Raw genomic sequence first — 24,192 nt, forward strand, 5'->3', positions numbered from 1 at the left:
CATGTGCCGTACGGCGGATCTCCGGCGGGCGGTTCTCGCCCACAACGACGACAGTGCGCAGGCCCTGCGGGAGGGGCTGGCCGCGCGGGGCGCGATCGCCGTGAACCTGCTCTCCAGCCCGGGCAGCGGCAAGACCGCGCTGCTGGAGACGGAGCTGGCGCTGGCCCGGGAGCGCGGGGTGCCGGTGGCGGCCCTGACCGCCGATCTGGCGACCGAGAACGACGCCCGCAGGCTGGCCCGTTCCGGGGTGCCGGTGCAGCAGGTGCTCACCGACGGGCTGTGCCATCTGGAGGCGGTGATGCTCCGCGGCTATCTGGCGGGCTGGCTGCCGCAGGACGCGGCGCTGCTGTTCGTGGAGAACGTGGGCAATCTGGTCTGTCCCGCCGCCTATGACCTCGGGGAGTCGCTGCGGGTGGTCCTTGCGTCGGTGACGGAGGGCGAGGACAAACCGCTGAAGTACCCGACGGCGTTCGGCACGGCGCAACTGGTGCTGGTCACCAAGGTGGATCTGGCGGAGCCCGCCGGGTTCGACGAGGCCGCGTTCCTGGCGAACGTGGCCCGGGTCAACCCCGGGGTGGAGGTGGTGTGCACCTCGGCGCGTACGGGTCTGGGCGCGGGCGCCCTGCTGGACCGGGCCCTCGCGGTGCGCGCGGGCACCCCGGCGCACCGGCCGGTGATGACGACCCCGGCGGTCGCCGCCCCGCACCGCCCGCCCGTACCGGACCATCACCATGACCACGACCACGACCACGACCCTGACCACGGTGACGGTGACGGGCCCGGGCACCACCACGACCACCCGGCCCCGCACCACGACCACGACCACGGGCGCGCCGCCCTGGACCCGCGGTGACAACGGACCCGGTCACGACGGACCCGGTGGCGCAGGCCGCCGCGGCGGGCCCGCTGCGGCGGCGCGTCTCCGTACGGGGTCTGGTGCAGGGCGTCGGGTTCCGGCCCTTCGTCCACGCCCTCGCCACCGAGCTGGGACTGTCCGGGCACGTCACCAACACCGGGGACGGGGTGCTCGCCGAGGTCGAAGGGCCGCCGGAAGCGCTCGACCGCTTCTGCGAGCGGCTGGCGGCCGACGCTCCCCCGCTGGCCCGGGTCGGTTCCGTCGCCCACGAGCCCGTCGGCGCCACCGGCGAGGCGGGGTTCACCATCGCGCCCTCCCGCCCGGGGGCCGCCTCCGGACGGGCCCGGATCCCGCCCGACATCGCGACCTGCGAGGACTGTCTCACCGAGCTGGCGGACCCGGACGACCGGCGCTACCGGCACCCGTTCATCACCTGCACCAACTGCGGGCCGCGGTTCACCATCGTGACGGACCTGCCCTACGACCGGGCGCACACCACCATGGCGCGCTTCCCGTTCTGCCCGGACTGCGCCCGGGAGTACGCGGATCCGGCCGACCGGCGCTTCCACGCCCAGCCGGTCTCCTGCCACGCCTGCGGTCCCCGGCTCACCCTGGTCGTCCCGGGGTCCGATCCGCTCGGCGGGGAAGCGGCGCTCGCCGGGGCCCGTGCCCTGCTCGCCGCGGGCGGCATCGTCGCGGTGAAGGGCATCGGCGGCTACCACCTGGTGTGCGACGCCCTCGACCCGGAAGCGGTCGCCCTGCTGCGGCGGCGCAAGAACCGGGGCGACAAACCGTTCGCCCTGATGGTCAGGGACCCGGCGGACATCGAACCGTACGTCCTGCTGGACGCGGCCGAACGGAAGCTGCTGACCGGACCGGTGCGCCCGATCGTCCTGCTGCGCCGACGGCCGCCGCTCCCCGAAGGCCCGGTGCCGGACGGGGCGCTCGACGCCGTCGCGCCGAACGCTCCCGACCTGGGCGTGATGCTGCCGTACACCCCGCTGCACCGGCTGCTGTTCGGGCTGCCCGGCGATCCGCCGGGACCCGCGCTGCTGGTGATGACGAGCGGCAATCTGTCGGGCGAGCCGATCGTCACGGGCGACACCGAGGCCCTCGACCGGCTGGCGCCGCTGGTCGATGCCTGGCTGATGCACGACCGGCCGATCCACGTACCGTGCGACGATTCGGTGCTGCGGGTGGTGGACGGCGAGCCGGTGCCGCTGCGCCGCTCGCGCGGGCTGGTCCCGCTCGCCGTCGACCTGCCCGCGGCCGTTCCGCCGGTGCTGGCGGCGGGCGGCGATCTGAAGAACGTGTTCGCCCTCGCCGAGGGGACGTCGGGCTGGCTGTCGGGCCATATCGGCGATATGGACGATCTGGCCACCCTGACCGCCTTCGACCGGGCCGTGACCCAGCTCGGCGCGATCACCGGTGTGGTGCCGGAGGTCTTCGCGGCCGACCTCCACCCCGGATACCGCTCCGCCCGGCGCGTCGCCGCCCTGGCGGCCGGCCGGCCCGTGACCCGGGTCCAGCACCATCATGCCCATCTGGCGTCCGCGCTGGCCGAGCACGGGTACGACGGTTCGCGGCCGGTGATCGGGGTCGCCTTCGACGGCACCGGGTACGGCGACGACGGCGCGGTCTGGGGCGGCGAGGTGCTGATCGGGGACTACGCGGGGTACGAGCGCTTCGCACGGCTGGCGTACGTGCCGCTGCCCGGCGGCGACGCCGCGGTGGCCCGCCCGTACCGCATGGCCCTGTCCCATCTCCGGGCGGCGGGAATCGGCTGGTCGCCGGAGCTGGCGTGCGTCGCGGCCTGTCCGCCGAACGAACTGCGGGTGCTGGAGCCCCAGCTCGCCACCGGTCTCGGCACCGTCCCCACCTCCAGCATGGGACGGCTCTTCGACGCGGTCTCCTCGCTGGCGGGGATCTGCCACCGGGCGGGCTACGAGGCCCAGGCGGCGGTGGAGCTGGAGGCTGCGGCCCGGGCCCACGGCCCGTCCGGTGACGGCTACCGGTTCGCCGTGCGCGAGCCGGGGCGGGGGCCGCTGGTGGCCGACCCGGGTCCGGTACTGGCCGCCGTGGTGGCCGATCTGACGGCGGGTGCGGGGGCCGGGCCGGTGGCGGCCCGCTTCCACGATGCCGTCGCCGCTCTCGTACGGCGGCTCTGCGCGGCGGCCCGGGACCGGTACGGGCTCGGTGAGGTGGCGCTGACCGGCGGGGTCTTCGCCAACGCCGTACTGCTGTCGGCCTGTGCCCGGGGGCTCGCGGCGGACGGCTTCACGGTACTGCGGCACCGGCTGGTGCCGCCCAATGACGGAGGGCTGGCCCTCGGCCAGCTCGTGGTGGCCGCCGCCGCGGCGGCCCGAGAGGAGACAACACCATGTGCCTGGCGGTGCCCGGCAGGGTGATGGAAATCGGGGAACGCGACGGGACCCGGATGGCCGTCGTGGACTTCGGCGGCGTCGTCAAGGACGTCTGCCTGGAATATCTGCCCGATCTGGAAGTGGGCGAGTACGCGATCGTGCACGTCGGGTTCGCGCTCCAGCGGCTGGACGAGGAGTCGGCACTCAGAACGCTGGGGCTTTTCGCCGAACTCGGCCTGCTCCAGGAGGAGTTCGGCGACTCCTGGGAAGCGGCGGCCGGACCCGGCGAGACGGCGGAGGTGGAGCGGTGAAGTATCTGGAGGAGTTCCGGGATCCGGCGCTGGCGCGGGGCCTGCTCGACGATATCCGGGCGACGGTGACCCGGCCGTGGGCGCTGATGGAGGTCTGCGGCGGCCAGACGCACACCATCATCCGGCACGGCATCGACCAGTTGCTGCCCGAAGGCGTGGAGCTGATCCACGGTCCGGGCTGTCCGGTGTGCGTGACCCCGCTGGAGGTGATCGACAAGGCGCTGGAGATCGCGTCCCGGCCGGGGGTGGTCTTCTGTTCCTTCGGGGACATGCTGCGGGTTCCCGGCAGCGACCGGGACCTGTTCCGGGTCCGCGGCGATGGCGGGGACGTCCGGGTCGTCTACTCGCCGCTCGACGCGCTGCGGATCGCCCGGGAGAACCCGGACAAGGAGGTCGTGTTCTTCGGCATCGGCTTCGAGACGACCGCGCCGCCCAACGCGATGACGGTCCACCAGGCGCGGAAGCAGGGCATCCGCAACTTCAGCATGCTGGTGTCGCACGTGCGGGTACCGCCCGCCATCGAAGCCGTCATGACCTCGCCGGACTGCCGGGTGCAGGGCTTCCTCGCCGCCGGGCACGTGTGCAGTGTGATGGGCACGGCCGAGTACCCGGAGCTGGCCGAGCGGTACCGGGTGCCGATCGTGGTCACCGGTTTCGAACCCCTCGACATCCTGGAGGGCATCCGGCGGACGGTGCGGCAGCTGGAGCGCGGTGAGGCCGCCGTCGACAACGCCTATCCGCGGGCGGTACGCCCCGAGGGCAATCCGGCGGCCCGGGCAATGCTGGAGGACGTCTTCGAGGTGACCGACCGCGCCTGGCGCGGCATCGGGGTGATCCCCCTCAGCGGCTGGAAACTGTCGGAGCGCTACCGCGACCAGGACGCCGAACACCGCTTCGCGGTCGACGGGATCACCACCCGCGAACCCGCCGAATGCCGCAGCGGTGAAATCCTCCAGGGGCTGATCAAACCGAACGAGTGCGCGGCCTTCGGCACCCGCTGCACCCCGCGCACGCCGCTCGGCGCCACGATGGTCTCGTCGGAGGGCGCCTGCGCCGCCTACTACCTCTACCGGCGCCTCGGCGCCCCGGCCGCAGCCCCGCTGGAGGCGAACCCCGTTGGCTGACACCCTGAGCACCACGATCGCACCCGACTTCGCCAACTGGAGCTGTCCGCTTCCGCTGCGCGACCATCCCCGGGTGGTCATGGGCCACGGCGGGGGCGGTGTCATGTCCGCCGAGCTGGTGGAGAACCTCTTCCTGCCGGCCTTCGGCGGCGCCCCGGACACCGGGCTCGGCGACAGCGCCGTCCTCGGCATCGGGGGGGCACGGCTCGCCTTCTCCACCGACTCCTACGTGGTCAGGCCGCTGTTCTTCCCCGGCGGCTGCATCGGTGACCTGGCCGTCAACGGCACCGTCAACGATCTGGCGATGAGCGGCGCCACGGCCGCCTATCTGTCCTGCGCCGTCATCCTGGAGGAGGGCGTGGAGACCTCCGTCGTGGGCCGGGTCGCGCAGGCGATGGGCGAAGCGGCGCGGGCGGCGGGCGTGGAGATCGTCACCGGGGACACCAAGGTCGTGGAGTCCGGCCACGGGGACGGCATCTACATCAACACGGCCGGGATCGGGCTCGTACCGCCCGGGGTCGACATCGGGCCGCACCGGGCCCGCCCGGGCGATGTGGTGATCGTCAGCGGCGGAATCGGCCTGCACGGTGTGGCGATCATGAGCATGCGGGAGGGGCTGGAGTTCGGGGTCGAGGTGGCGAGCGACTCCGCTCCGCTCGGCGGCCTGGTCCGGGACCTGCTGGCCGCGGCGCCCGGGGTGCACGCGCTGCGCGACCCCACCCGGGGCGGGCTCGCGGCCTCCGTCAACGAGATCGCCGCCGCGTCCGGTACGGGCGTCGTCCTGCGGGAGGGCGATATCCCGGTACCGCCGGAGGTCGCCAACGCCTGCTCCGTGCTGGGGCTGGACCCGCTGTACGTCGCCAACGAGGGCAAGCTGGTCGCCTTCGTGGCCCGCGCGGACGCCGAGGCGGCCCTGGCCGCCCTGCGGGCCCACCCCCTGGGCGCGGACGCCGCCGTCATCGGGGAGTGCGTCGCCGAACACCCGGGGATGGTGGTGGCCCGTACCCCGTTCGGCGGCACCCGGGTGGTCGACCTGCCGATCGGGGAGCAGCTGCCCCGGATCTGCTGACCCCGGCGGCCCCGGGGCGGTCCGGACTCCCGGCCCGCCCCGGACGCCGGGCCGCGGCGGCGGGGTTCGCGGGGCGGGCGGGCGGCGGGACCGCGTCGTACCGTGAGAAGACCGGCCCGCCGGGGGCCCGCTGCCTTCCGGCCGGGCCGTCCGCGCCGCGGTACGCGAGAGGAGGTCCGCCCGGTCATGGACGAGGAGCGCGCGAAGCGGCTGGTGGCGGCCCTGCAGTCGCGGCGGGTGATGGCCCATGTCGTCGAGGCGGGGGTGTACGAGTTCGGTGTCAGGGTCGTCGTGGACGGGGCGATCGAAGCGCTCTGGGACGTCGACGGGGCGGCCGGTCTCGACGCCGAACTGGTCGAGGACGGGGTACTGATCGGGTTTGTGCCGCATGTGCCCGGCTCGGAGGACTTCACGGAGGACCAACTGGTGGAGGCGATCGCGACCACCCGCTACTCCGCCGAAGGCCTCCGTCCGCCCGCCGGTACCGAACCCGCTCCGGCACCGGCACCCTCACCGCCGCCGGTGGCGGGGGCTCCGCCCGTGGCGCGCTACCGGCGCCGTGGGCACTGGCCGCGGCGGGGCGGGCCGTGACCGCTCCCGGGGCCCCGGACGTGATCCGTACCGAAGCGCTCCGCAAGGTGTATCCGGGCACGGACTTCGCCGCGGTCGACGGGATCGGACTGCGGGTGCGGCAGGGCGAGTTCTTCGGTCTGCTGGGGCCCAACGGCGCGGGCAAGACCACCACCGTCGGCATGCTCACCGGGCGGGTGGTGCCGACCTCGGGGTCCGCGTACGTGGGGACCGTGGACGTGGTGCGGCAGCCCGCGCTGGCCAAGCAGATCATCGCCTGTGTCACCCAGCAGAACACGCTGGACCGGGCGCTGACGGTCCGGGAGAACCTCTACTTCCACGGGCTGCTGTTCGGGATCCCCCGCAAGGAGTCGCTGCGCCGGGCGGACGAGCTGCTCGAACGGTTCGCGCTGGCCCGCTGGCGCGACGCCTCCGTGTACGCCCTGTCGGGCGGTATGGCGCAGCGGCTGATGCTGGCCCGGGCGGTCTTCCACCGGCCGGCCGTGCTCTTCCTCGACGAGCCGACGGCCGGTCTCGACCCGCAGGGCAGGCTCGCGCTCTGGGAGGCGCTGGACGAGCTGATCGCGGACGGCCGGACGATCCTGCTGACCACGCACAACATGGAGGAGGCCGACCAGCTCTGCGACCGGGTCGCGATCGTGGACCACGGCCGGATCCTGGCCCTGGACACACCCGCCGCGCTGAAGCGGGGCCTGGGCGCGGACACCACCGTCACGGTGGTCGCGCGGGGGCGGGCGGAGGAGTTGGCGCACCGTCTGGAGGAGGACATTCCGGAGGTGGTGCGGACCCGGCTCACGGACGGCGGGGTCGAGCTTCAGGTCTCGGGGAACGACCGGCTGGTGCCCCGGGTGGTGGCGAGCGCCGAGGCGGGCGGCTTCGAGCTGGTCGATCTGTCGCTGTCGCAGAGCACCCTGGAGACCGTCTTCATCAGTCTCACCGGGAAGGAGCTGAGGGAGTGATGGCCGCAGCCGACGGCCCGCCGGAGGGAACGGACGTCACGGCCGCGGGGAGCGGTCCCGGCCGGGCGTCCGCGGCCGCCGTGGCGGAGGAGGGCATGCCCGGTCCGCGGCGTTCGTCGGGCACGGCAGCCCGCTCCGCGCTGTCGGCGCTGATCCGCCGCGATCTGACGGTGCTGCGGAAGAACTTCGGCGAGTTCGCGGGCCGGACGATCATGCAGCCCTTTCTGCTGGTCTTCATCTTCCTGTACGTCTTCCCGGTGATCGGCCAGGGGGTGGGCTCGGGCGGCGGTACGGCCGGGGAGTCCGAGTTCGCCACCGTCCTGGTGCCGGGGGTGGTGTCGATCGCCGTGATGTTCCAGGGCATCCAGTCGGTCGCCATCCAGATGTCGCAGGAGTTCGGCTTCACCCGCGAAATCGAGGACCGGGTGCAGGCGCCCTGCCCGATCTGGCTGGTCGCCGTGGCGCGGGTGCTGTCCGGCGCGGTCCAGGGGCTGATCTCGGCCGCGCTCGTCCTGCCGATCGCGGCCGTCGTCCACGCTCCGGGCGTCCGCCCCGATCTCCATCTGCACTGGGGGGTGGTGCTGACGCTGATCCCGCTGTCGTGCCTGGCGATGACCGCGCTGGGGCTGCTGCTGGGCACCACCTTCGAGCCGCGGAACATCGGGGTGATGTTCGGCTTCGTGGTGCTGCCGCTGGTCTTCCTGGGCGGTACGTACTACCAGTGGACCGAGCTGTCGGCGGTGGAGGTCGGCGGCTTCCCCTGGCTCCAGACGCTGGTGCTGCTCAATCCGCTGATCTACATCAGCGAGGGCATGCGGGCCGGGTTCACGGATGTCTCGCATATGCCGCTGTACGTGGTGTATCCGGTGCTCATCGGGTTCTGTGTGCTCTTCCTCGGCCTCGGCCTGCGCAACTTCCGCCGTCGCGTGCTCTCCTGAGCCGGTCCCCGCTCGGCCGCGGTATTCCGGCATTCCTCTTATGTCCCGGGTGTGAATCCTCGTGGGACATTTGCCTCCTCATGAGGACATCGGGCCTGCCGGGCGGGGCGCGACGCCAAGGCCCCCTTGTTGCGGGGGTGTCCGCTGCCCCACGATGACTGACGACCATTGACCCGTCCATGGCAAACAGCCCTGGGCGGGTGTTTCTCCGTACCTGCTCACGCACGTTTCCGGCACCTTCCACAGCGGCGCTCCGACGCCGCCGGCGCAAGGGGAGACCACGTGGCACGAAGCATCAGACGGATCACCCGGCTCGGTTCGGCACCGCGCGCGAGACGCGCGGGGCGCCGCGGCGCCCCCGGGGCCCGGCACGGCGCGGTCGCCGCCCTCTCGGGCTTACTTCTCTTACTCCCGCTCGGCGCGGGCTCCGCCGTCGCCGCCCCGGCACCGGAGCCACCGGCACCGGACCGTACGACGGCCGCCGAGAGCAAGATCGAACCCGATCTGCGGCGGCAGCTGGACCGCGGCAAGACGGAGTTCTGGGTACGGTTCGACACCGCCGCCGATCTGGGCGCAGCCGCCCGGGCCCGCGGCAAGGACGCCAGGGCCGCGGCCGTGTACGAGGCCAAGCGGGAGCACGCCGAACGCTCCCAGGCCGGGGTGGTGAAGGCCCTGGAGGGCATGCGGGCCGAGTACACCCCGTATTGGATCGTCAACACGGTCCGGGTCGTGGCGACGGCCAAGGTCGCCGAGGAGCTGGCCCTGCGCCCTGAGGTCGCCGGGCTCGACGCCGAGGACCGGATCACCATCCCGAAGCCGGTCAGGGGCGAACGGGAGAACACCGTCGACGCGGTGGAGTGGAACATCGACCGCATCAAGGCACCCCAGGTCTGGAGCCAGCTGGGGGTCCGCGGTGAAGGCGTCGTCGTCGCCAATATCGACACCGGGGTGGACTACCAGCACCCGGCCGTCGACGAGCAGTACCGGGGCCGGGCCGCCGACGGCTCGCTGAGCCACGACTACAACTGGTTCGACCCGGCGAACGTCTGCCCGGCGAAGGCGCCCTGCGACAACAACGACCACGGCACCCACACCATGGGCACGATGGTCGGCGACGACGGAGCGGACAACAAGATCGGTGTCGCGCCCGGCGCCCGCTGGATCGCCGCGAAGGGCTGCGAGTCCAACTCCTGCTCCCAGACCTCCCTGCTCGCCTCCGGCCAGTGGATCGCCGCGCCCACCGATCTCAACGGCGCCAATCCGCGGCCCGATCTCGCCCCCGACATCGTGAACAACTCCTGGGGCAGTGCGGTCCACAACCCCTGGTACAAGGAGATCGTCGCCGCCTGGCGGGCGGCCGGCATCTTCCCCGCGTTCTCCAACGGCAACAACGGCCCGGCGTGCGCCACCAGCGGCTCCCCCGGCGACTACGTCGCGTCCTACAGCTCCGGGGCCTTCGACATCAACAACGCCATCGCGAGCTTCTCCTCGCGCGGCGCCGGGGACGCGGGCGGCATCAAGCCCAATATCGCGGCCCCCGGATCCAATGTGCGCTCCGCGATCCGCAACGGCGGCTACGGCTCCTTCTCGGGTACGTCGATGGCCTCCCCGCACACCGCGGCAGTCGCGGCACTCATCTGGTCGGCCGCCCCGGCGCTCCGCGGTGACGTGGCCCAGACCGAGGCGCTGCTGGACCAGACGGCGATCGACGTGGACGCCACCACCTGCGGCGGCACCCCCGCCGACAACAACGTCTTCGGCGAGGGACGGCTGGACGCCCTGGCCGCCGTGCAGTCGGCGCCGCGCGGCCCGGTCGGCGCCCTGACCGGCGCCGTCACCTCCGCAGGCGCTCCGCTCGCCGGGGCGAAGGTGGCCGCCACCGGTCCGATCAGCCGGACCGCGGTCACCACGCCCGACGGCCGCTACGGCTTCCCGGCGCTGTCCACGGGCGACTACACGCTGACCGTGACCAAATTCGGCTACCAGACCGTTTCCGGTACCGCCACGGTCACCGAGAACGGCACCGTCACCACCGACTTCGCCCTGGTCCAGGCCGCTTCGGGGAAGGTCACCGGGACGGTGGTCTCCGGCGCGGGACCGGCCGCGGGCGCCACGGTCACCGTCGCCGACACCCCCGTCACCGCGACGACCGACGCCACGGGCCGCTTCGAGGCGGTCCTGCCGCACGGCAGCTACGAACTGCGCGTCACCCACCCCTCGCGCTGCCTCACCGGGGCCACCGCCCGGATCACCGTCGCGGGCGACACCACCGCATCCGTGACCCTGCCCGACCGGACGGACACCTTCGGATACGCCTGCGCCACGGGCGACCGGCCCTATCAGGCCGGGACCCGGCAGCTCGCCCTGACCGGTGACAGCACCACCGAGCGGGTCGAGCTTCCCTTCCCCGTACCGCTGTACGGGAAGAACTACACGGTGGCGCACGTCGGCACCAACGGCACGCTCAGCTTCGGCGGACCGCACACCAACGACGCCAACGGGTCCCTGCCGAGCGCCGCGACCCCGAACGCCGCGCTCTACCCCTTCTGGGACGACCTCCTGCTGACCGGCGACCCCGACTCGGGGGTCCACACCGCGGTCACCGGGACCGCGCCGAACCGGGCGTACACCGTCGAATGGCGCAACGTCGTCCACTGGGCCGCCCAGTCGGAGCGGTTCTCGTTCTCCGCCGTCATCGGTGAGGACGGCCGGATCACCTACCACTACAAGGGCACCACGGGCACCGGGCTGCGGGGCGGTTCCAGCGCCACCGTCGGCGTGGAGAACGCCACCGGCACCGACGCCTTCCTCTACTCCTTCAACACCGCGGGCCTCGGCGACGGGTTCTCCCTCTCCTTCCGCACCACCCGGCACGGCGTGGTGCACGGCAGGGTCCTCGACGCCAACGACGGCAAGGGCGTCGGCGGTGCCTCCGTCACCCTGGGCACCGGTGCATCGGCGCTGACCGTCACCACCGGCCCCGACGGCTCCTACCTCGCCCAGACCGCGGCCGGCAGCCATCCGCTGGCGGCCTCGGCCCCCGCGTACGAGAGCGCCGAAGGCACCCTGGAGATCGCCGCCGACGGCGTACTGCGCGACACCCGGTCGCTGCGCACGGGCCGGGTCACCCCGGAGCGTACGTCGCTGAACGTCGTCGCCCCCGGTGACGAGCGGCGCACCCGCAGCCTCGACCTGACCAACCCGGGTCTCGGGACCGCCTTCACGGTCGCCGAGGACGTGCCCTGGCTGACGGTCTCGCCGTCCTCGGGCGAGCTGCCCACGGGCGGCCGCACCACCCTCGGTCTCACCGTGGACACCGCGGGTCTGGCGCCCGGGACCGTGCTGACCGACACGGTCCGCGTCGAATCCCGCAGCGGACGGTCCCCGGTGCTGTCGATACCGGTCACCGTCGTGGTGCCGCGCTACCGGACGGCGCTCGACACCGGTGCCCGCGCCGGTTCGGTGGACGTCCTCGGCGACGCCTGGAGCCCGGACCGCGCCTATACCGCGGGCGGATACGGCTACCAGGGCCGGTCCGACACCCGGTCCACGACCCGTGACATCGCCGGAACCACCGACCCGGCGCTGCTGCGCACCGCGCGCGAGGGCATGTACGAGTACCGCTTCGACCAGGTTCCCAACGGGGTGTACACGGTGGAGCTGGGCTTCGCCGAGGTGCAGTCGGCCCGGCCGAACAAGCGGGTCTTCGACGTCCTCGCCGAGGGCACGCAGGTGCTGCCCGCGCTCGATATCGCCCTGGAGGCGGGGTCGTACGCGGCGGTGCAGCGCACGTACACCGTCACCGTCACGGACGGGACGCTGAACGTGCGGTTCGTCGCCCGGGCCGGTTACGGCAAACCGCTGGTGAACAGCCTGCGTGTGACGGACCGTCCGGATCTGGCACCGCCGGCCCGCGCCGTCCTCTAGGCCGGCATCGGGTACGACGGCCATGACCGAGGCCCCGCCCGGACCCCGCACAGGGTCCGGGCGGGGCCGCCCGCCGTCCGGGTCAGGAGTCCACCCCCAGATGACGGCCCACGGCCGCCGGGAGGGGGTAGCTCCGCTCCGGCGGCAGCAACTGCTTGGCCTGGGCGGTCCGTCCGGCGCCGACCAGGTCCGCGATCCGGCGGGCCTTCGCGGTGATGTCGGTGATATCGGTGACCCAGTCGTCGGCGTAGGTACGGATCAGCCCGCGCCCCACCCCGACCTGGATGCTGTAGTGGTTCAGCGGGGCGCCCCGCAGGGAACGCTCGGGGTCCCACTGGACGTGCACGGCCGCTTCGGCGAGGGCCGCCGGGTCACCGGTCGTCAGCCGGCCCCGGGTCAGCGCCTCCTCCCAGCCGTCCCGGGTGATCCGGACCGCGAGCACCCGGGTCTGACCCGGTTTCCGGGCCCAGTTGCTGCGGTGCATCAGCCAGAGGAACGACGGTTTGATCCACGTCATCCGGGTGAAGGAGAAGGGGGCCGTGAACCGTCCGGCCCGCAGGGCGGCGTCGGCAACGGCCGGGGAATAGGCCTGATAGACGACCAGCGTCCGATCGTCGAAGTCGGCGCGGATACGGTACTGCGATGTCATACGTGAACGCTGTCATCGGACAGTACGCCGGTGCCACCGGTTTTCACCGGACCGGGTGCGTCGGCCGGGTCCGGGAGCGGACCGGGGCGTACGGTCGCGGGGTGCATCCGGACCGACCGACCCCCTTTGCGCCGTACGGGAACGCGGCCACCGGCCGGACGGACCGGCGAGTTCGGGGCTGCCGGTGAGTCCCGTGGTCGCGGACGCGGTCTCCGTCGTCCTGCTGGTCGTGGTCCTCGCCTGGGCGGTGATCCGCCCCCGGGGACTGCCGGAGGCCGTGGTCGCCGTGCCCGCAGCCGTTCTGGTGATCGCGGTCGGCGCGGTATCGCCGTCGGGCGCCGCGGACGAGGCGGCGCTCCTCGGTCCCGTGGTCGGTTTCCTCGCCGCCGTGCTGGTGCTGGCCCGGCTCTGCGACGACGAGGGCCTCTTCCGGGCCTGCGGGCAGTGGCTGGCGCACGCCTCCCGGCGGCGCGGCACGCTGCTCGCCCAGGTCTTCGCGCTGGCGGCGGCGGTGACCGCGGTGCTGAGTCTGGACGCCACGGTGGTGCTGCTCACCCCGGTGGTGTTCGCGACGGTCGCCCGGATCGGCGCCCGGCCGAAGCCGTACGTCTACGCCACCACGCATCTCGCGAACACGGCGTCCCTGCTGCTGCCGGTGTCGAATCTGACGAATCTGCTGGCGTTCACCGCGGCCGGACTGTCCTTCACCCGGTTCGCGGCCCTGATGCTGCTGCCGTGGCTGGTGGCGGTCGCGGTGGAGTACGCGGTCTTCCGCCGGTTCTTCGCCGCGGATCTCGCCGCTCCGCTCGCCCCCGAGGCCCGGGATCCCGGACCGCCGGTGCCCGTCCCGGTGTTCGCGCTGGTCACCGTCGGCGCGACGCTGGCGGGCTTTGTGGTGGGGCCGCTCGCCGGGGTGGAGCCGGTGTGGGCCGCGGCGGCGGGCGCCTCGGTGCTGGCGGTACGGGCACTGGTACGGCGCCGGAGCACCCCGCGGGCGCTCGTCGGGGCCGCAGCGCCCGCGTTCCTGGCCTTCGTCCTGGCGCTGGGCATCGTGGTGCGCGGTGTCGTGGACAGCGGTCTCGGCAGCGCGCTCGGGCATCTCGTGCCCTCCGGTACGGGCCTGGCGGCGCTGCTCGGGATCGCCGCGCTCGCCGCCGTACTGGCGAATCTCGTGAACAATCTGCCGGCCGTTCTGGTCCTGCTGCCGCTGGTGGAGGGGTCGGGTCCGGGCGCCGTGCTGGCGCTGCTGATCGGTGTCAACATCGGCCCCAACCTCACCTACGCCGGTTCGCTGGCCACCCTGTTGTGGCGGCGGGTGGTCCAAGCGCACGGCGCGGGCGGCGATATCGGGCTCGGCGAGTTCACCCGCCTGGGGCTGCTCACGGTGCCGGTCGCGCTCGTACTGTCGGTGGTGGCGCTCTGGGCGTCCCTGTCCGTGATCGGAGGCTGATCCGCCGTATGGCCGTCGTCGTCTGGCTGAGGGAGGGGACCTGGCCCGCGTGCGCCGACGCGGCACGCGATCAGCTCCCCGCGGACGGGCGCACCGTCCTGCTGCACGTCACCGACCCCGAGACGGCGGAGACGGCGCGGGCGGCCGGTGCGGGACTCCTCGGCCGGGCCGCACCGGCCGGTCTCGACCCTGCCGCGCGGATCGACCGGCTCGCGGCGGACCTCTCCCGGGAGCTGCTGGACGCGGCGGCGGCCCGGCTGGGCCGCCCCTGCGAACGGCGGTCGGTCACCGGCCGACCGGAGCGGACGGTGACGGACGCGGCGGCCGAGGCCGATCTGCTGGTCTGCGCCCGCGACGGCGACCGTTCCCGTCCGGGCCCGCACAGCCTGGCCCCGGCGACCCGTTTCGTCGTCGACCACGCGCCCTGCCCGGTCCTGCTGGTCTGGCCGGACGCCCCCGCGGGGCCGCCGCGGGGACCGGGCGGCTGAACGGCGGCGCGGATCCGGGGCCTGCACCGGCCCGCGGATCCTGCACCAGCCGGTTCAGTCCCGGGCCGTGATCCTGGTGAACGGGCCCGGGGCCCCCGTCAGCTCCTCCCAAGTGCCCTGCTGGACGATCCGGCCGCCGTCGAGAACCGCGATCCGGTCCGCCCGGCGGATCGTCGCCGGGCGGTGGGCGATCAGCAGCACGGTACAGCGCGGCAGGGCGTCGAGGACCTCCGCGTCCCCGACGCCGTCGAGCCGGGCCGTGGTCTCGTCCAGGACGAGCACCCTCGGGCCGGTCAGCAGGGCCCGGGCCAGGGCGATCCGGGCCCGCTGGCCGCCGGAGAGGGTGGTGCCCCGTTCACCGACGAGGCTCTCGTAGCCGTCGGGGAGAGCGGCGGCGATCCGGTCGACCCCGGTGGCCCGGGCGATATCACGGAGCTCACCGTCCCCGGCGCCGGGCGCGGCCAGCCGCAGATTGTCCGCGAGCGTGCCGTGGAAGAGCGGGGTGTCCTGGCCGACGACGGCGACCGTGCGCCGCAGTTCGGCATCGTCGACAGCGCGCAGGTCGACGGCCGTGCCGTCGGTGCCGACGAGTTCGATACCGCCGTGCGCCGGATCCCAGAAACGGGCCAGGAGATGGGCGCAGGTCGACTTGCCGGCGCCGGAGACTCCGGTGAGCGCGAGCCGGGTCCCGGCGGGCACGCTCAGGTCGAGCCCGGTGAGGACGGGATCGCCGCCGTAGTCGGCGCGGACGGACCGGAACCGTACCTCCAGCGGTCCGTCCGGGATCGGACGGGGCCGGGCGGGCGGCGGGGCGAGCGCGGGGGCGTGGACGGCGGCCCGGACCCGGGCGGCCGCCGCCCGCAGCCCGCTCGACTGTCCGGCGGCGGCCGTCGCGTCGGCGACGGGCGCGAGGACACCGAGGGCGAGGGCGAGGGCCGCCGGGGCCCAGGCTCCGCCGATCTGGTGTCCGGCGACGGCGACGACGCCCACGACGGCACCGGTCACCAGCAGATCGCGGGCCGCCGCCGATCCGGCCTCCCAGGTCTGTTCGGCACGCTGGGCGCCGCCGAGTTCGCGGCCGTCGGCCCGGAGCCGCTCCCGGCTGCGGTCCAGGGCGCCGAAGGCGAGGAGTTCGGGCAGCCCGTCGACGGTTTCGACGGTACGGGCGGAGAGCCGGGCCGCCGCCTGCCGGGTCCGGGCGGCGCGGCGGGCCCGGGAGCGTCCGTCGAGCAGCGGCAGCAGGACCAGCAGTCCGGCGGCGAGCAGGACGGGTGGCAGCAGCCCCGGTTCGACTCCCCCGAGGACGACGGCGCCCGCCCCGAACACGGTTGCGGACGCGGCGAGTTGGGCGACGGCATGGGCGTAGAAGAATTCCAGGGCTTCCACGTCCGCGAGCGCCGCCGAGGCGAGATCGCCGCTCTCCCGGCCTTCGACCCGGGCGGGCGCGCTGCGGGCGAGCCCGTCGAAGACCCGGATCCGCAGTTCGGCCAGGACGCGGTAGGCCAGATCATGGGAGAGGTCCATCTCCCACCAGGTGACGACCGCCCGCAGGACGACGAGACCGGTCAGGGCCAGAACCGTCCCGGGATCCGGCGGGGTGCCTTCGGTGACGGCGGCGCCCACCGTGTGGGCGGCGAGGGCCACCAGGGCGACGAGCGCGGACTGCGAGAGCAGCGCGGCGGCGAAGGTGCGGACGGTGGTGGCCCGGTGGGCGAGCAGGACGGGCAGCAGGGCCCGCAGCGCGCCGCGTTCGGGTATCCCGGTGGTGGTCCGGGTCATCGTGCGCTCCTTCCGGCCGGTTCCCCGGCGTACACGGTCGCGGCGCCTGCCAGGCGTGCGTACAGACCGCCCGCCGCGAGCAGCGTCCTGTGGTCCCCGACGGCGTCGACCCGGCCCCCGTCGAGGACGACGATCCGGTCCGCGTGCCGGACCGTTGCCAGCCGGTGGGCGACGACGAGGCAGGTGCGTCCCCGCGCGGCGGCCGCCAGGGCCCGGACGATTCCGGCTTCGGCGCGTTCACCGACGGCGCTGGTCGCCTCGTCGAGGACCAGGACGGGGGCGTCGGCGAGCAGGGCGCGGGCCAGGGCGATGCGCTGGCGCTGGCCGCCGGAGAGGGCGGCGCCCCGTTCACCGACGGCGGTCGCGTAGCCGTCCGGCAGGGCGAGGATCTCGTCGTGGATGCCCGCCGCCCGGGCGGCCGTGCGGAGTTCGGCGTCGTCCGCGCCGGGCCGGGCCAGGCGCAGGTTCTCCGCGACCGAGGCGGGGAAGAGGTACGTCTCCTGGGAGACGACCGCGATCCCGCGGCGCAGGGCGGCGAGGGTGTACGCGGCGAGGGGTTCGCCGTCGGCGCTGATGCGGCCGCCGTCCGGGTCGGCGTGGCGCAGCAGCAGGCCGAGCAGGGTGGTCTTGCCGGCTCCCGAGGGTCCGACGATCGCGGTGGTCCGTCCGGCGGGCGCGGTGAAGGTGACGCCGTGGAGTGCGGGCGCGGCGGCCCCCGGGTGGGTGAAGCGGACGTCGTCGAAGCGGAGGGCGGGCGCGGTGGTCCAGGGCCGGTCGCGGGTGCCGGTGTCGGGTGGGCCGCCGGTGGCGGTCCGGAGCCGTGCGATGCCGTCGGCGGCGGATATCCCGAGGTATCCGGAGTGCCATTCGCGGGCCAGGTCGCGTACCGGCCGGAAGCATTCGGAGGCCAGCATCAGCAGCAGATACGTCTCGGCGGGGGCCGCGCTGCCGGAGCCGGCCGACCAGCAGGCGACGAGGACGGCGGCGACGGTGCCGCCCTGGACGGCGAGGTCGGTGATGCCGGTGTCGACGAGGGAGACCCGGAGTTTGGCGACGGTGGCCCGGTGGAGCCGGTCGGAGTGGGCGGCGAGGCGGGCGCGGGTGCGGCCGGTGGCCCCGGCGGCGCGGAGCGGTGCCATGCCCTGGAGGGCCTCCAGATAGTCGGCGGCGAGGGCCTCGTACGCCCCCCAGTGCTGTTGTCCGCGCCGGGCCAGCAGCTTGTCCCACCAGCGGGGGGCCAGCAGGGCCAGGACGAGTGCGGGCGCGAGCACGGCCACCGCCCGCGGTTCGACGGCGGCGACGGCGGCCAGCAGCAGGGGCGGCAGGGCGCAGGTGACGGCGAGTTGGGGCAGGTAGCGGGAGAGGTAGGCGTCGGCGCCCTCGACGCCGTCGACGAGGACGGCCCGCAGGGCCCCGGCCCGTTCACCGGTCGCGCGGACCGGGCCGGTGCCGCCGAGCCGGGTCAGCAGGAGGTCGCGCAGCCCGGTCCGGGCGGAGGCTCCGGCGGTGACGGCGGTCCGGCGCTGCCAGGGGGTGAGCAGTGCGCGCAGGAGTGCGGCCCCGCCGACGGCCGCGAGCAGGGCGGGCAGGGGGCCGGTGTCGCCGCGGGCGACGGCGGCGAGGGCGAGGGCGAGCAGGACGGCCTGGGCGGTGTGGGTGGCGGCGATCGCGGTGAGGAGCGCGGTGGCCAGGGCGAGGGGGCGGCGCGCGGGGCGGGCGGCGCGCAGCAGTTCGGGGTGGAGCATCATCCGGGATCGGTCTCCTCTGAAGTCAAAGGCCCTGGGGGGGCGGTGAGTGCCAGGCCGTGCACGATCCACCGGCGGTTCGCGGGGGCGCCGAGTGCGGCGCCGAGGTCGGCGTTCTGCCAGGAGCCGACGGGCCGGGCGGGCAGGCCGAGGGCGGTGGCCGCGAGCTGGGCGTGTCCGATGCCGTATCCGGCGAGGAGATGGTCGCGGCGGATCCGGGCGGGTCGGGCGGTCGACGGGCAGCCGACGGCGAGGAGGACGGCTCCGGTGCGGGCGATCCAGCCCTGGCCCGCGGCCCAGTGGGCGAGGGTGTCGAGGACGGGCCCCACGGCTTCCGTACGCAGACCGCTTCCGGCTCCGGTTCCGGCCCGGCCTCCGGTTCCGGTTCCGGCCCGGCCTCCGGTTCCGGTTCCGGTTCCGGTTCCGGTTCCGGTCAGCAGTGCGGGGTGGTTGCCGCCGACCGCCAGCCACCATTCGGGCCCGTCGGGTGCCGCGGCCCGGGCGGCGGTCAGTACACGCAGCAACTGTTCCCGGGTGGGCGGCCGGCCGGTGGCGAGGGCGGCGGGTTCGGCGCTGCGGCGGGCCCGGAGAGTGTCCGGGTGTGCGGACCTCCGTGCGGTGTACCAGGTGCCGTGCCGGTCTCCCGCGGCGGCGAGCAGCCGCAGGATTCCGCGTGCCGCGGCGATATCGGGGTGGGGTGCGGCCGTGTCCCGGCCCGGGAGGGCGGCGGGCCCGCCGCCGAGTTCGCCGTCCGGGGTGAGCCGGACGACGGCCAGCGGTATGCCGTCGGTACGGCGTCCCGGGGGCGGGGGTACGGCTCCGGCCGCGAGGTCGAGGCAGTAGGCCCCGGCTCCGGCGGCCACCAGGGCGGCCACGGTGTGCCCGGTGTCCAGCAGCGTCAGCGGCCAGGCCCGGTGCCGGTAGTGGGCGACGGTCCGCTCGGGGGCGACTTCCAGTACGGCGAAGGCGCCGCGGGCCACGGGCGCGGACGGGGGTAGGAGGGGATGGAGCCGGTGGGTGCCGGGCTCGTAGGCGTACTGTCCGGCGGGCAGTCCGGCGCCGGGTCCGGCGAGCAGCCGTACGGCGACGGGGTGCAGCGCCCCGGCGGAAGGGACGGGCCGGAAGCGGCCGCCCGCGACGGAGTTCCGCAGCAGCGGGTCCAGTGCCGCGGGCACGGGCAGGCCCCGGTCCCGCCGGTGCGGGGCGACGGGCCGGTACGGCAGATCGGGCCCGGGCCTCCGGGCCGAACGGGCCAGGGCGAGGGCGGCGGTCACGGTCGGCACCGCCGCCCGGGGCGCCTCCGGGAGGGCCGGGCCGTTCGCCGCCGGCCGTGCCCGCGTCGCCGGTCGGTCGGCTGTCGGTGCAGCCTGCATCGGGGTGTTCCTCACATGTGCGGCGGCGGAACGAGCGTGAAGTGATCCGCACGCGTGGGTGGTTCGGCGCGCCAGCCGCGTTCGACGGCGGCCGTGGCGAACCGGGGGCTGCCGAAGTAGGCGAAGGCGGCCGGGGCGTTCGGGATCAGCCCGGTGACCAGGGTGCGGACCACGCGCAGTTCGGTGCGGGCGACGTCCTCCGTGGTCAGGTCGACGGTGAGGACGCGATGTCCGCGCTCCGCCAGCGCGGCGCGGAGGCGGTCCCGGTCACCGGCCGGGATGTCGGTGACGGGGACGGTGCCGAGGGCGGGCCGGGTGAACCGGCGGGCGAGGGGCGCGGTGCGCGGGTCGAGCCACACCTGCACCTGTGCGCCGAGGTCCCGTACCGCGGCGAAGTCGTCGCCGCAGTCGTCGAGGTAGCGCCGGTCGGCGCGGTGGTCGAAGTAGAGGCCGCGGGCGAGCAGTCCGGCGTCGACGGCGCGGAAGACCCAGCCGTCCGGGTCGGTGGTGCCCTGGGTGAACACCCAGGTGTGGACGGCTTCGAGTACGGCCTTGCGGACGGCTTCCGCCGGGTCGTAGCGGCAGGCGAACCCGGCCGCGTACAGGCCCCGGCGGGGGTCGTGGACGAGTGCGGCGGCGCAGGGCGCGAACTCGGAGGGCAGTTCGACGGCGCTGATCTCCAGGGCGCAGCCGGCGAGGTCGTCGGCGAGTCCGGGTACGGAGTCGAGGTCGATGCCGCGGGTGGGTCCTTCGAGATGCCACCACAGTTCCAGGGCGTCGCGTTCGACGGTTTCGAGGAGGCCGCGTTCGGCGGCGTCGTCGAGGCCCCGGCCGGTGGCGATGCCCGCGTAGTTGAGGTGGTGGGTGCGGGGCAATTCCCGCAGCGGGCCCTGCCGCCAGTTGAGATGGGAGAGGGCGACGGGCACCCAGCACGGCTGCCCGTTCTCGTCGGCGGGGGTCCAGAGGGCGGGGGTGTCGGGGGTGAGGGGCCGGTAGGGGAAGCCGGGGCGGGCGTACTGCCAGTCGGCGTAGGCGGGTACCTCGCCCGGCCCGTACACCCGGTGCCCTTCGGCGGTGAGTTCGGCGGCGGTGGCCCGGCGCGGTGCCCGGGGGTGGCCGGGGGGCGGGAGCCGGTTGCCGCAGTAGCGTTCCACGGCCTCGGCGACGGCCGCGATCCGGGCGCCTTCGGGGTCGCCGAAGGTAGTGCCGAGGGAGACCCGGTCGGCGGGCCAGGCCCCGAAGCGGCGGGCGTCGGACACGTCCGCCGTCATGGCGGTGTAGCGGGGCGGGGCCCCGGCGGGGTGCGGTACGGGCCGGACGTCGCGGACGATTCCGCAGACGGGGTCGGTGAGATGGCCGATGGGCAGCGGTGCGGGGGCGGTCGCGGTGGTCATGTGCGTATCTCCTGGGAGAGGTCCGGTACGGCGCCGGAGCCGCGCAGTTCGGTGACGGGCAGCAGCAGTGCGCAGGCGCCGGGGCGCAGGGTCCGGTGCGAGGGCAGGAGCCGGACGGCGGTGACGGGGTCCTCCCCGGTGTGGGGGTTGCGGGCGTGGGCGGGGAAGTGGTGTCCGGTGGCTTCGATCCGGATCCGGGTGCCTGCGGGCAGCCTGCGGGCGAGGGGGCCGAGGGGCACGGTGACGGTGGACCAGGTGCCGGGTGGGCGGGTGGTACGGGCGGTGCCGAGGGCGAGGGGTTCGGCGCGGCCCTGCGGGTCGAGGGCGACGAGGCGGACGAACCAGTCGGCGGCCGGGGTGTCGGCGGTGGCGTGGAGTTCGGCGGCGGCCGGGCCGAGGAGGTCGGTGTCGCGGGTCAGGGGCGCGGTGACGAAGAGGGCCCGGTCCGCGGGTTCGTCCGGGGTCCGCGGCGGGTCGGCGCGGAGTTCGTCGGAGCGTACGGGGCGGGCGGGGTCGGCGCGGAAGTCGGCACCGTACAGCAGGGTGACGTCCAGCGGCCCGGCGGCCAGGGGGAAGCGGCGGGCGGCGGCGGGCTCGACGAGGGCGTCCGCCGGGAACCAGTGCGGGGTTCCGGCGAGGGCGACGGCGCCGCTTCTGCCCGCGGGCGGGCTGCCCCCGCACACGGCGCGGGCCCAGTCGGCGGTGAGTCCGCCGGTGTCGACGCGGTGTTCGGGACGGGCGCCGGGGCCGGGGTCCCGGGCCAGCCGGTGGCCCCAGGGTCCGAGGAGCAGCCCGGCGGGGCCGCCCCAGGCGCGCCAGAGGGCGAGGGTGTCGGCGGCGAAGGGGTCGTGGGTGCCGCCGATCGCGAGCAGGGGGATGCGGGCGGCGGGCGCGTCCCGGACGATGCGGTCGGTGCGGCGGGCTTGCCAGATGCCCGGCCAGGAGGGCAGGGCGCGTCCGAGGCGGGCGGGCAGGTCCCCGACCGGGAGATGGGCGAGGAGGCCGGGGTCCTTCGACAGGAGCCGGTCGAGGGCGGCGGGGTCGGAGTCGGCGCGGTCGCCGTGCGCGGCCCACCAGCCGGCCCGGCCGAGGAGGCGTTCGGCGCCGGAGGGTTCCCGGGCGGTCTCGCCGGTGCCGAGCGCGGGTACGGCGGCGACGACCCCGTCGGGCGGCACGCCGTCGCTGCCCCCGGCCGCGGTGACCAGGGCGCAGTAGGCGGCGTAGGAGGATCCGGCGGCGACGACGCGTCCGTTGCTCCAGCGGCGGCCGCGGATCCACCGCAGGGTCGCGGCGCCGTCGGTCTCCTCGTGGGTGTAGGGCCGCCAGTCGCCGCCGGAGCCGTACCGTCCGCGGACGTCCTGGACGACGGCGGCGAATCCGAGCGCGGTCCAGGCGCGGGCTTCGTGCCGGTGGGCGCTGCGCCCGTAGGGGGTGCGGACGAGGACGGCCGGGTACGGGTGTCCGGCGGGACCGGTCGGCGGGAGGTGGACGTCGGTGGCGAGGAACACCCCGCCGGAGGGCACCCGGACGGTCCGGGTCACGGGGTGTTCCGTCCGGCCGGGAGCGGGGCGCACTCCGGGACCGGGAGGACGGGGTGCGCGGTCGTGGTCAGATCGCGGAGGTCGATCCGGCGCAGCACCGGGGGTGTCCGGTCCGGGCCGAGGAGGAGCCGGGTCATGAGGTCGTGCACGAGGAGGGCGGCCGTGAAGACCGCAGTGGCTTCGGTGTGCCGGGGGCCGTTGTCGGGGGTCCGTGATCCGGCCCAGTAGGCGGCGAGTTCGCGGTGGGCGGGGGTGGCGGCCAGGCGGCGCAGCCGGATATCGGCGGAGGTGGTTCCGTACGGTCCGGCGGCCGGGGGTTCCAGCCAGGCTTCGGCGCCCTCGCGGTGGCAGCGCGCCCAGAGCACACCGTCGCGGGAGAGCCGGTCGGCGCGGTCCCACAGCCCGGGGGGTACCGGGCGGTCGAGGCACCAGACGACGGCGGTACGGGCTCCGGCGACGGCCCGGGCCGGGAGGGCGTCCGCGGCGGTGGGCACCGGTTCGGCACCGGCCGCGCGGGCGAGCCGGGCCACGGGGCGGGTGAGCACCGGATCGCCCAGGAGGAGGAGGGTGGTTCCGGTGAGGGGGCGGTCGGTGGCGGGGTCCGGGTCCCGGGTTGCGTATCCGGCGTCCTCGAAGGCGGCGAGCAGCCGGTCAAGAGCGGGTGCGGGCATACGGCCGGATGCGGGGACGGGGTCCGGGGCGGTGCGTGCGGGACGGGGCACCGGGGCGGCGTCCCGTACGGGAAGGGGAGCGCCGTCGCACGGCGGCGCGGGCACCGGGCCCCGGCCGTGCGGGCCTTCACCGGTCGGCCCGGCCGGAGGACGCGCGTCACGGGGCGGCGAGACCGTCCGCCGTACCGGGACCGGCCCGGCAGCGGGGGGCGGTTCCGGCGCCGCGAGGGGCCCGCCGCCGAACAGGCGGACGAGGTCCGCCTCGGGAACGTCCGCGGTGTCGACCCGGAGGAAGGTGCCGTCGGGGGTACGCAGGGCCAGCCCCCTGCCGGGCACGGTAACCAGGGCGGTCCCGGGGTTGAGGCGGGGGGTGTTCACGATCGGGCTCCTCGGCTCGGGCGGATGCTGCGCGACTTCGCGCCGGTCCCGGCGCTCCTTCTGTGGTTCGGTCCTCGGCCTCCGGGGCCGAGACCCGCCGGGCCTTCCCTCCGGGCCCCCGGCCGGGTCCTGTCCGGGCGGTCTCCGGGCCCGGCCGGTGCTGTGACCGGAGAGGCCTGCCGTGGGGCGGCGGGTCCCCGGCCCTGCGGCCGGGCGGGGTCGTATGTGCGCGGTCCGGCCACGCGGCGGGGGTCCGCCGGGGCCGGGGAGTGCCGTGCAATCCCCCGGACGGGGCGGGGCGGACGGCTGCCGGGCGTGCTCGGGGAGGCGGCGCCCGGCAGCCGTCCGGTCAAACGGTCAAACGGTCATGCGGCTGAGCGGTCAAGCAGGGGGCGTCACTCGCCGGCGTCGGCCTCGACGTCCGCAGCGGCCGCGTCGTCGAACGGGTTCTCGACGAGCGCGTTGCAGTGGCTGGCCGACAGGTGCGCGAGCTGCGCCGGGTCGGCGATCGGGGCGAACACCTTGTGCTGGTCCACGGCGTGGATTCCTTTCGTCCTACGGATGTGCCCGCGGTCGCGAACACATC

General features: G+C 75.0%; 19 protein-coding genes. 11 read left to right on the top strand and 8 right to left on the bottom strand.

What is annotated here, in order from left to right; translation table 11 throughout:
* The first annotated feature begins 1 nt into the window (after nucleotide 1).
* The 9 genes from hypB to B7R87_RS02440 all read left to right on the top strand — a co-directional run bounded on the left by hypB (nucleotide 2) and on the right by B7R87_RS02440 (nucleotide 12,138).
* On the top strand, nucleotides 2–853 hold the full coding sequence (gene hypB, locus B7R87_RS02400; protein ID WP_040916955.1) for a hydrogenase nickel incorporation protein HypB: 852 nt from the start codon (nucleotides 2–4) through the stop codon (nucleotides 851–853).
* Nucleotides 850–3,264, top strand: a complete 2,415-nt coding sequence (gene hypF, locus B7R87_RS02405; RefSeq protein WP_233168744.1) for a carbamoyltransferase HypF — start codon at nucleotides 850–852, stop codon at nucleotides 3,262–3,264. The genes hypB and hypF overlap by 4 nt, the downstream gene beginning before the upstream one ends.
* Nucleotides 3,237–3,530 carry a HypC/HybG/HupF family hydrogenase formation chaperone gene (locus B7R87_RS02410; RefSeq protein ID WP_006350690.1) on the top strand — a complete coding sequence of 98 codons (294 nt, stop codon included), beginning with the start codon at nucleotides 3,237–3,239 and terminating at the stop codon, nucleotides 3,528–3,530. The genes hypF and B7R87_RS02410 overlap by 28 nt, the downstream gene beginning before the upstream one ends.
* Nucleotides 3,527–4,654, top strand: coding sequence for a hydrogenase formation protein HypD (gene hypD, locus B7R87_RS02415; RefSeq protein ID WP_006350689.1), 1,128 nt, complete (start codon nucleotides 3,527–3,529; stop codon nucleotides 4,652–4,654). Before B7R87_RS02410 ends, hypD begins: the two co-directional genes overlap by 4 nt.
* Nucleotides 4,647–5,723, top strand: coding sequence for a hydrogenase expression/formation protein HypE (gene hypE / locus B7R87_RS02420; RefSeq protein WP_006350688.1), 1,077 nt, complete (start codon nucleotides 4,647–4,649; stop codon nucleotides 5,721–5,723). The genes hypD and hypE overlap by 8 nt, the downstream gene beginning before the upstream one ends.
* A gap of 186 nt (nucleotides 5,724–5,909) precedes the next feature.
* Nucleotides 5,910–6,314 (top strand): hypothetical protein, encoded by a 405-nt coding sequence (locus B7R87_RS02425; RefSeq protein WP_006350687.1) that lies wholly within the window; start codon nucleotides 5,910–5,912, stop codon nucleotides 6,312–6,314.
* Entirely contained in the window at nucleotides 6,311–7,273 is a 963-nt protein-coding gene (locus B7R87_RS02430) for an ATP-binding cassette domain-containing protein (RefSeq protein ID WP_006350686.1), read from the top strand. The genes B7R87_RS02425 and B7R87_RS02430 overlap by 4 nt, the downstream gene beginning before the upstream one ends.
* Nucleotides 7,273–8,211: an ABC transporter permease gene (locus B7R87_RS02435; RefSeq protein ID WP_006350685.1), complete on the top strand. Its 939-nt coding sequence runs from the start codon at nucleotides 7,273–7,275 to the stop codon at nucleotides 8,209–8,211. The genes B7R87_RS02430 and B7R87_RS02435 overlap by 1 nt, the downstream gene beginning before the upstream one ends.
* A gap of 282 nt (nucleotides 8,212–8,493) precedes the next feature.
* Complete coding sequence (locus B7R87_RS02440; RefSeq protein WP_233168746.1) at nucleotides 8,494–12,138, top strand: S8 family serine peptidase; 3,645 nt, start codon at nucleotides 8,494–8,496, stop codon at nucleotides 12,136–12,138.
* Between the two features lie 82 nt (nucleotides 12,139–12,220).
* Here B7R87_RS02440 and B7R87_RS02445 read toward each other — a convergent pair whose 3' ends face one another.
* Nucleotides 12,221–12,787: a DUF4291 domain-containing protein gene (locus tag B7R87_RS02445; RefSeq protein ID WP_006350683.1), complete on the bottom strand. Its 567-nt coding sequence runs from the start codon at nucleotides 12,785–12,787 to the stop codon at nucleotides 12,221–12,223.
* A gap of 184 nt (nucleotides 12,788–12,971) precedes the next feature.
* On the opposite strand from B7R87_RS02445, the gene B7R87_RS02450 reads away from it, so the two are divergent.
* The gene (locus tag B7R87_RS02450; protein ID WP_006350682.1) at nucleotides 12,972–14,237 is read left to right on the top strand and encodes an SLC13 family permease; all 1,266 of its coding nucleotides are present in this window, start codon (nucleotides 12,972–12,974) and stop codon (nucleotides 14,235–14,237) included.
* Between the two features lie 8 nt (nucleotides 14,238–14,245).
* A complete protein-coding gene (locus tag B7R87_RS02455) occupies nucleotides 14,246–14,725 on the top strand; it encodes a universal stress protein (RefSeq protein ID WP_006350681.1) in 480 nt (159 codons plus the stop codon).
* Between the two features lie 54 nt (nucleotides 14,726–14,779).
* Here the strand turns inward: B7R87_RS02455 and B7R87_RS02460 are convergent, their stop codons facing one another.
* From B7R87_RS02460 to amiA, 7 genes are all read right to left on the bottom strand, one after another.
* A complete protein-coding gene (locus B7R87_RS02460) occupies nucleotides 14,780–16,504 on the bottom strand; it encodes an ABC transporter ATP-binding protein (RefSeq protein WP_130585250.1) in 1,725 nt (574 codons plus the stop codon).
* Nucleotides 16,501–18,252 (bottom strand): ABC transporter ATP-binding protein/permease, encoded by a 1,752-nt coding sequence (locus B7R87_RS02465; RefSeq protein WP_130585251.1) that lies wholly within the window; start codon nucleotides 18,250–18,252, stop codon nucleotides 16,501–16,503. The genes B7R87_RS02460 and B7R87_RS02465 overlap by 4 nt, the downstream gene beginning before the upstream one ends.
* Complete coding sequence (locus B7R87_RS02470; RefSeq protein ID WP_130585252.1) at nucleotides 18,249–19,532, bottom strand: nitroreductase family protein; 1,284 nt, start codon at nucleotides 19,530–19,532, stop codon at nucleotides 18,249–18,251. Before B7R87_RS02470 ends, B7R87_RS02465 begins: the two co-directional genes overlap by 4 nt.
* Nucleotides 19,533–19,633: 101 nt before the next feature.
* The gene (locus tag B7R87_RS02475; protein ID WP_006350677.1) at nucleotides 19,634–21,016 is read right to left on the bottom strand and encodes a YcaO-like family protein; all 1,383 of its coding nucleotides are present in this window, start codon (nucleotides 21,014–21,016) and stop codon (nucleotides 19,634–19,636) included.
* Nucleotides 21,013–22,557, bottom strand: coding sequence for a CocE/NonD family hydrolase (locus tag B7R87_RS02480; RefSeq protein WP_130585253.1), 1,545 nt, complete (start codon nucleotides 22,555–22,557; stop codon nucleotides 21,013–21,015). Before B7R87_RS02480 ends, B7R87_RS02475 begins: the two co-directional genes overlap by 4 nt.
* Nucleotides 22,554–23,606, bottom strand: coding sequence for a hypothetical protein (locus tag B7R87_RS02485; RefSeq protein ID WP_130585254.1), 1,053 nt, complete (start codon nucleotides 23,604–23,606; stop codon nucleotides 22,554–22,556). Before B7R87_RS02485 ends, B7R87_RS02480 begins: the two co-directional genes overlap by 4 nt.
* Before the next feature lie 395 nt (nucleotides 23,607–24,001).
* Nucleotides 24,002–24,142: a streptamidine family RiPP gene (gene amiA, locus B7R87_RS33035; protein ID WP_006350673.1), complete on the bottom strand. Its 141-nt coding sequence runs from the start codon at nucleotides 24,140–24,142 to the stop codon at nucleotides 24,002–24,004.
* Nucleotides 24,143–24,192 lie beyond the last annotated feature (50 nt).

The organism is Streptomyces tsukubensis (assembly GCF_003932715.1).
Lineage (GTDB): Bacteria > Actinomycetota > Actinomycetes > Streptomycetales > Streptomycetaceae > Streptomyces > Streptomyces tsukubensis.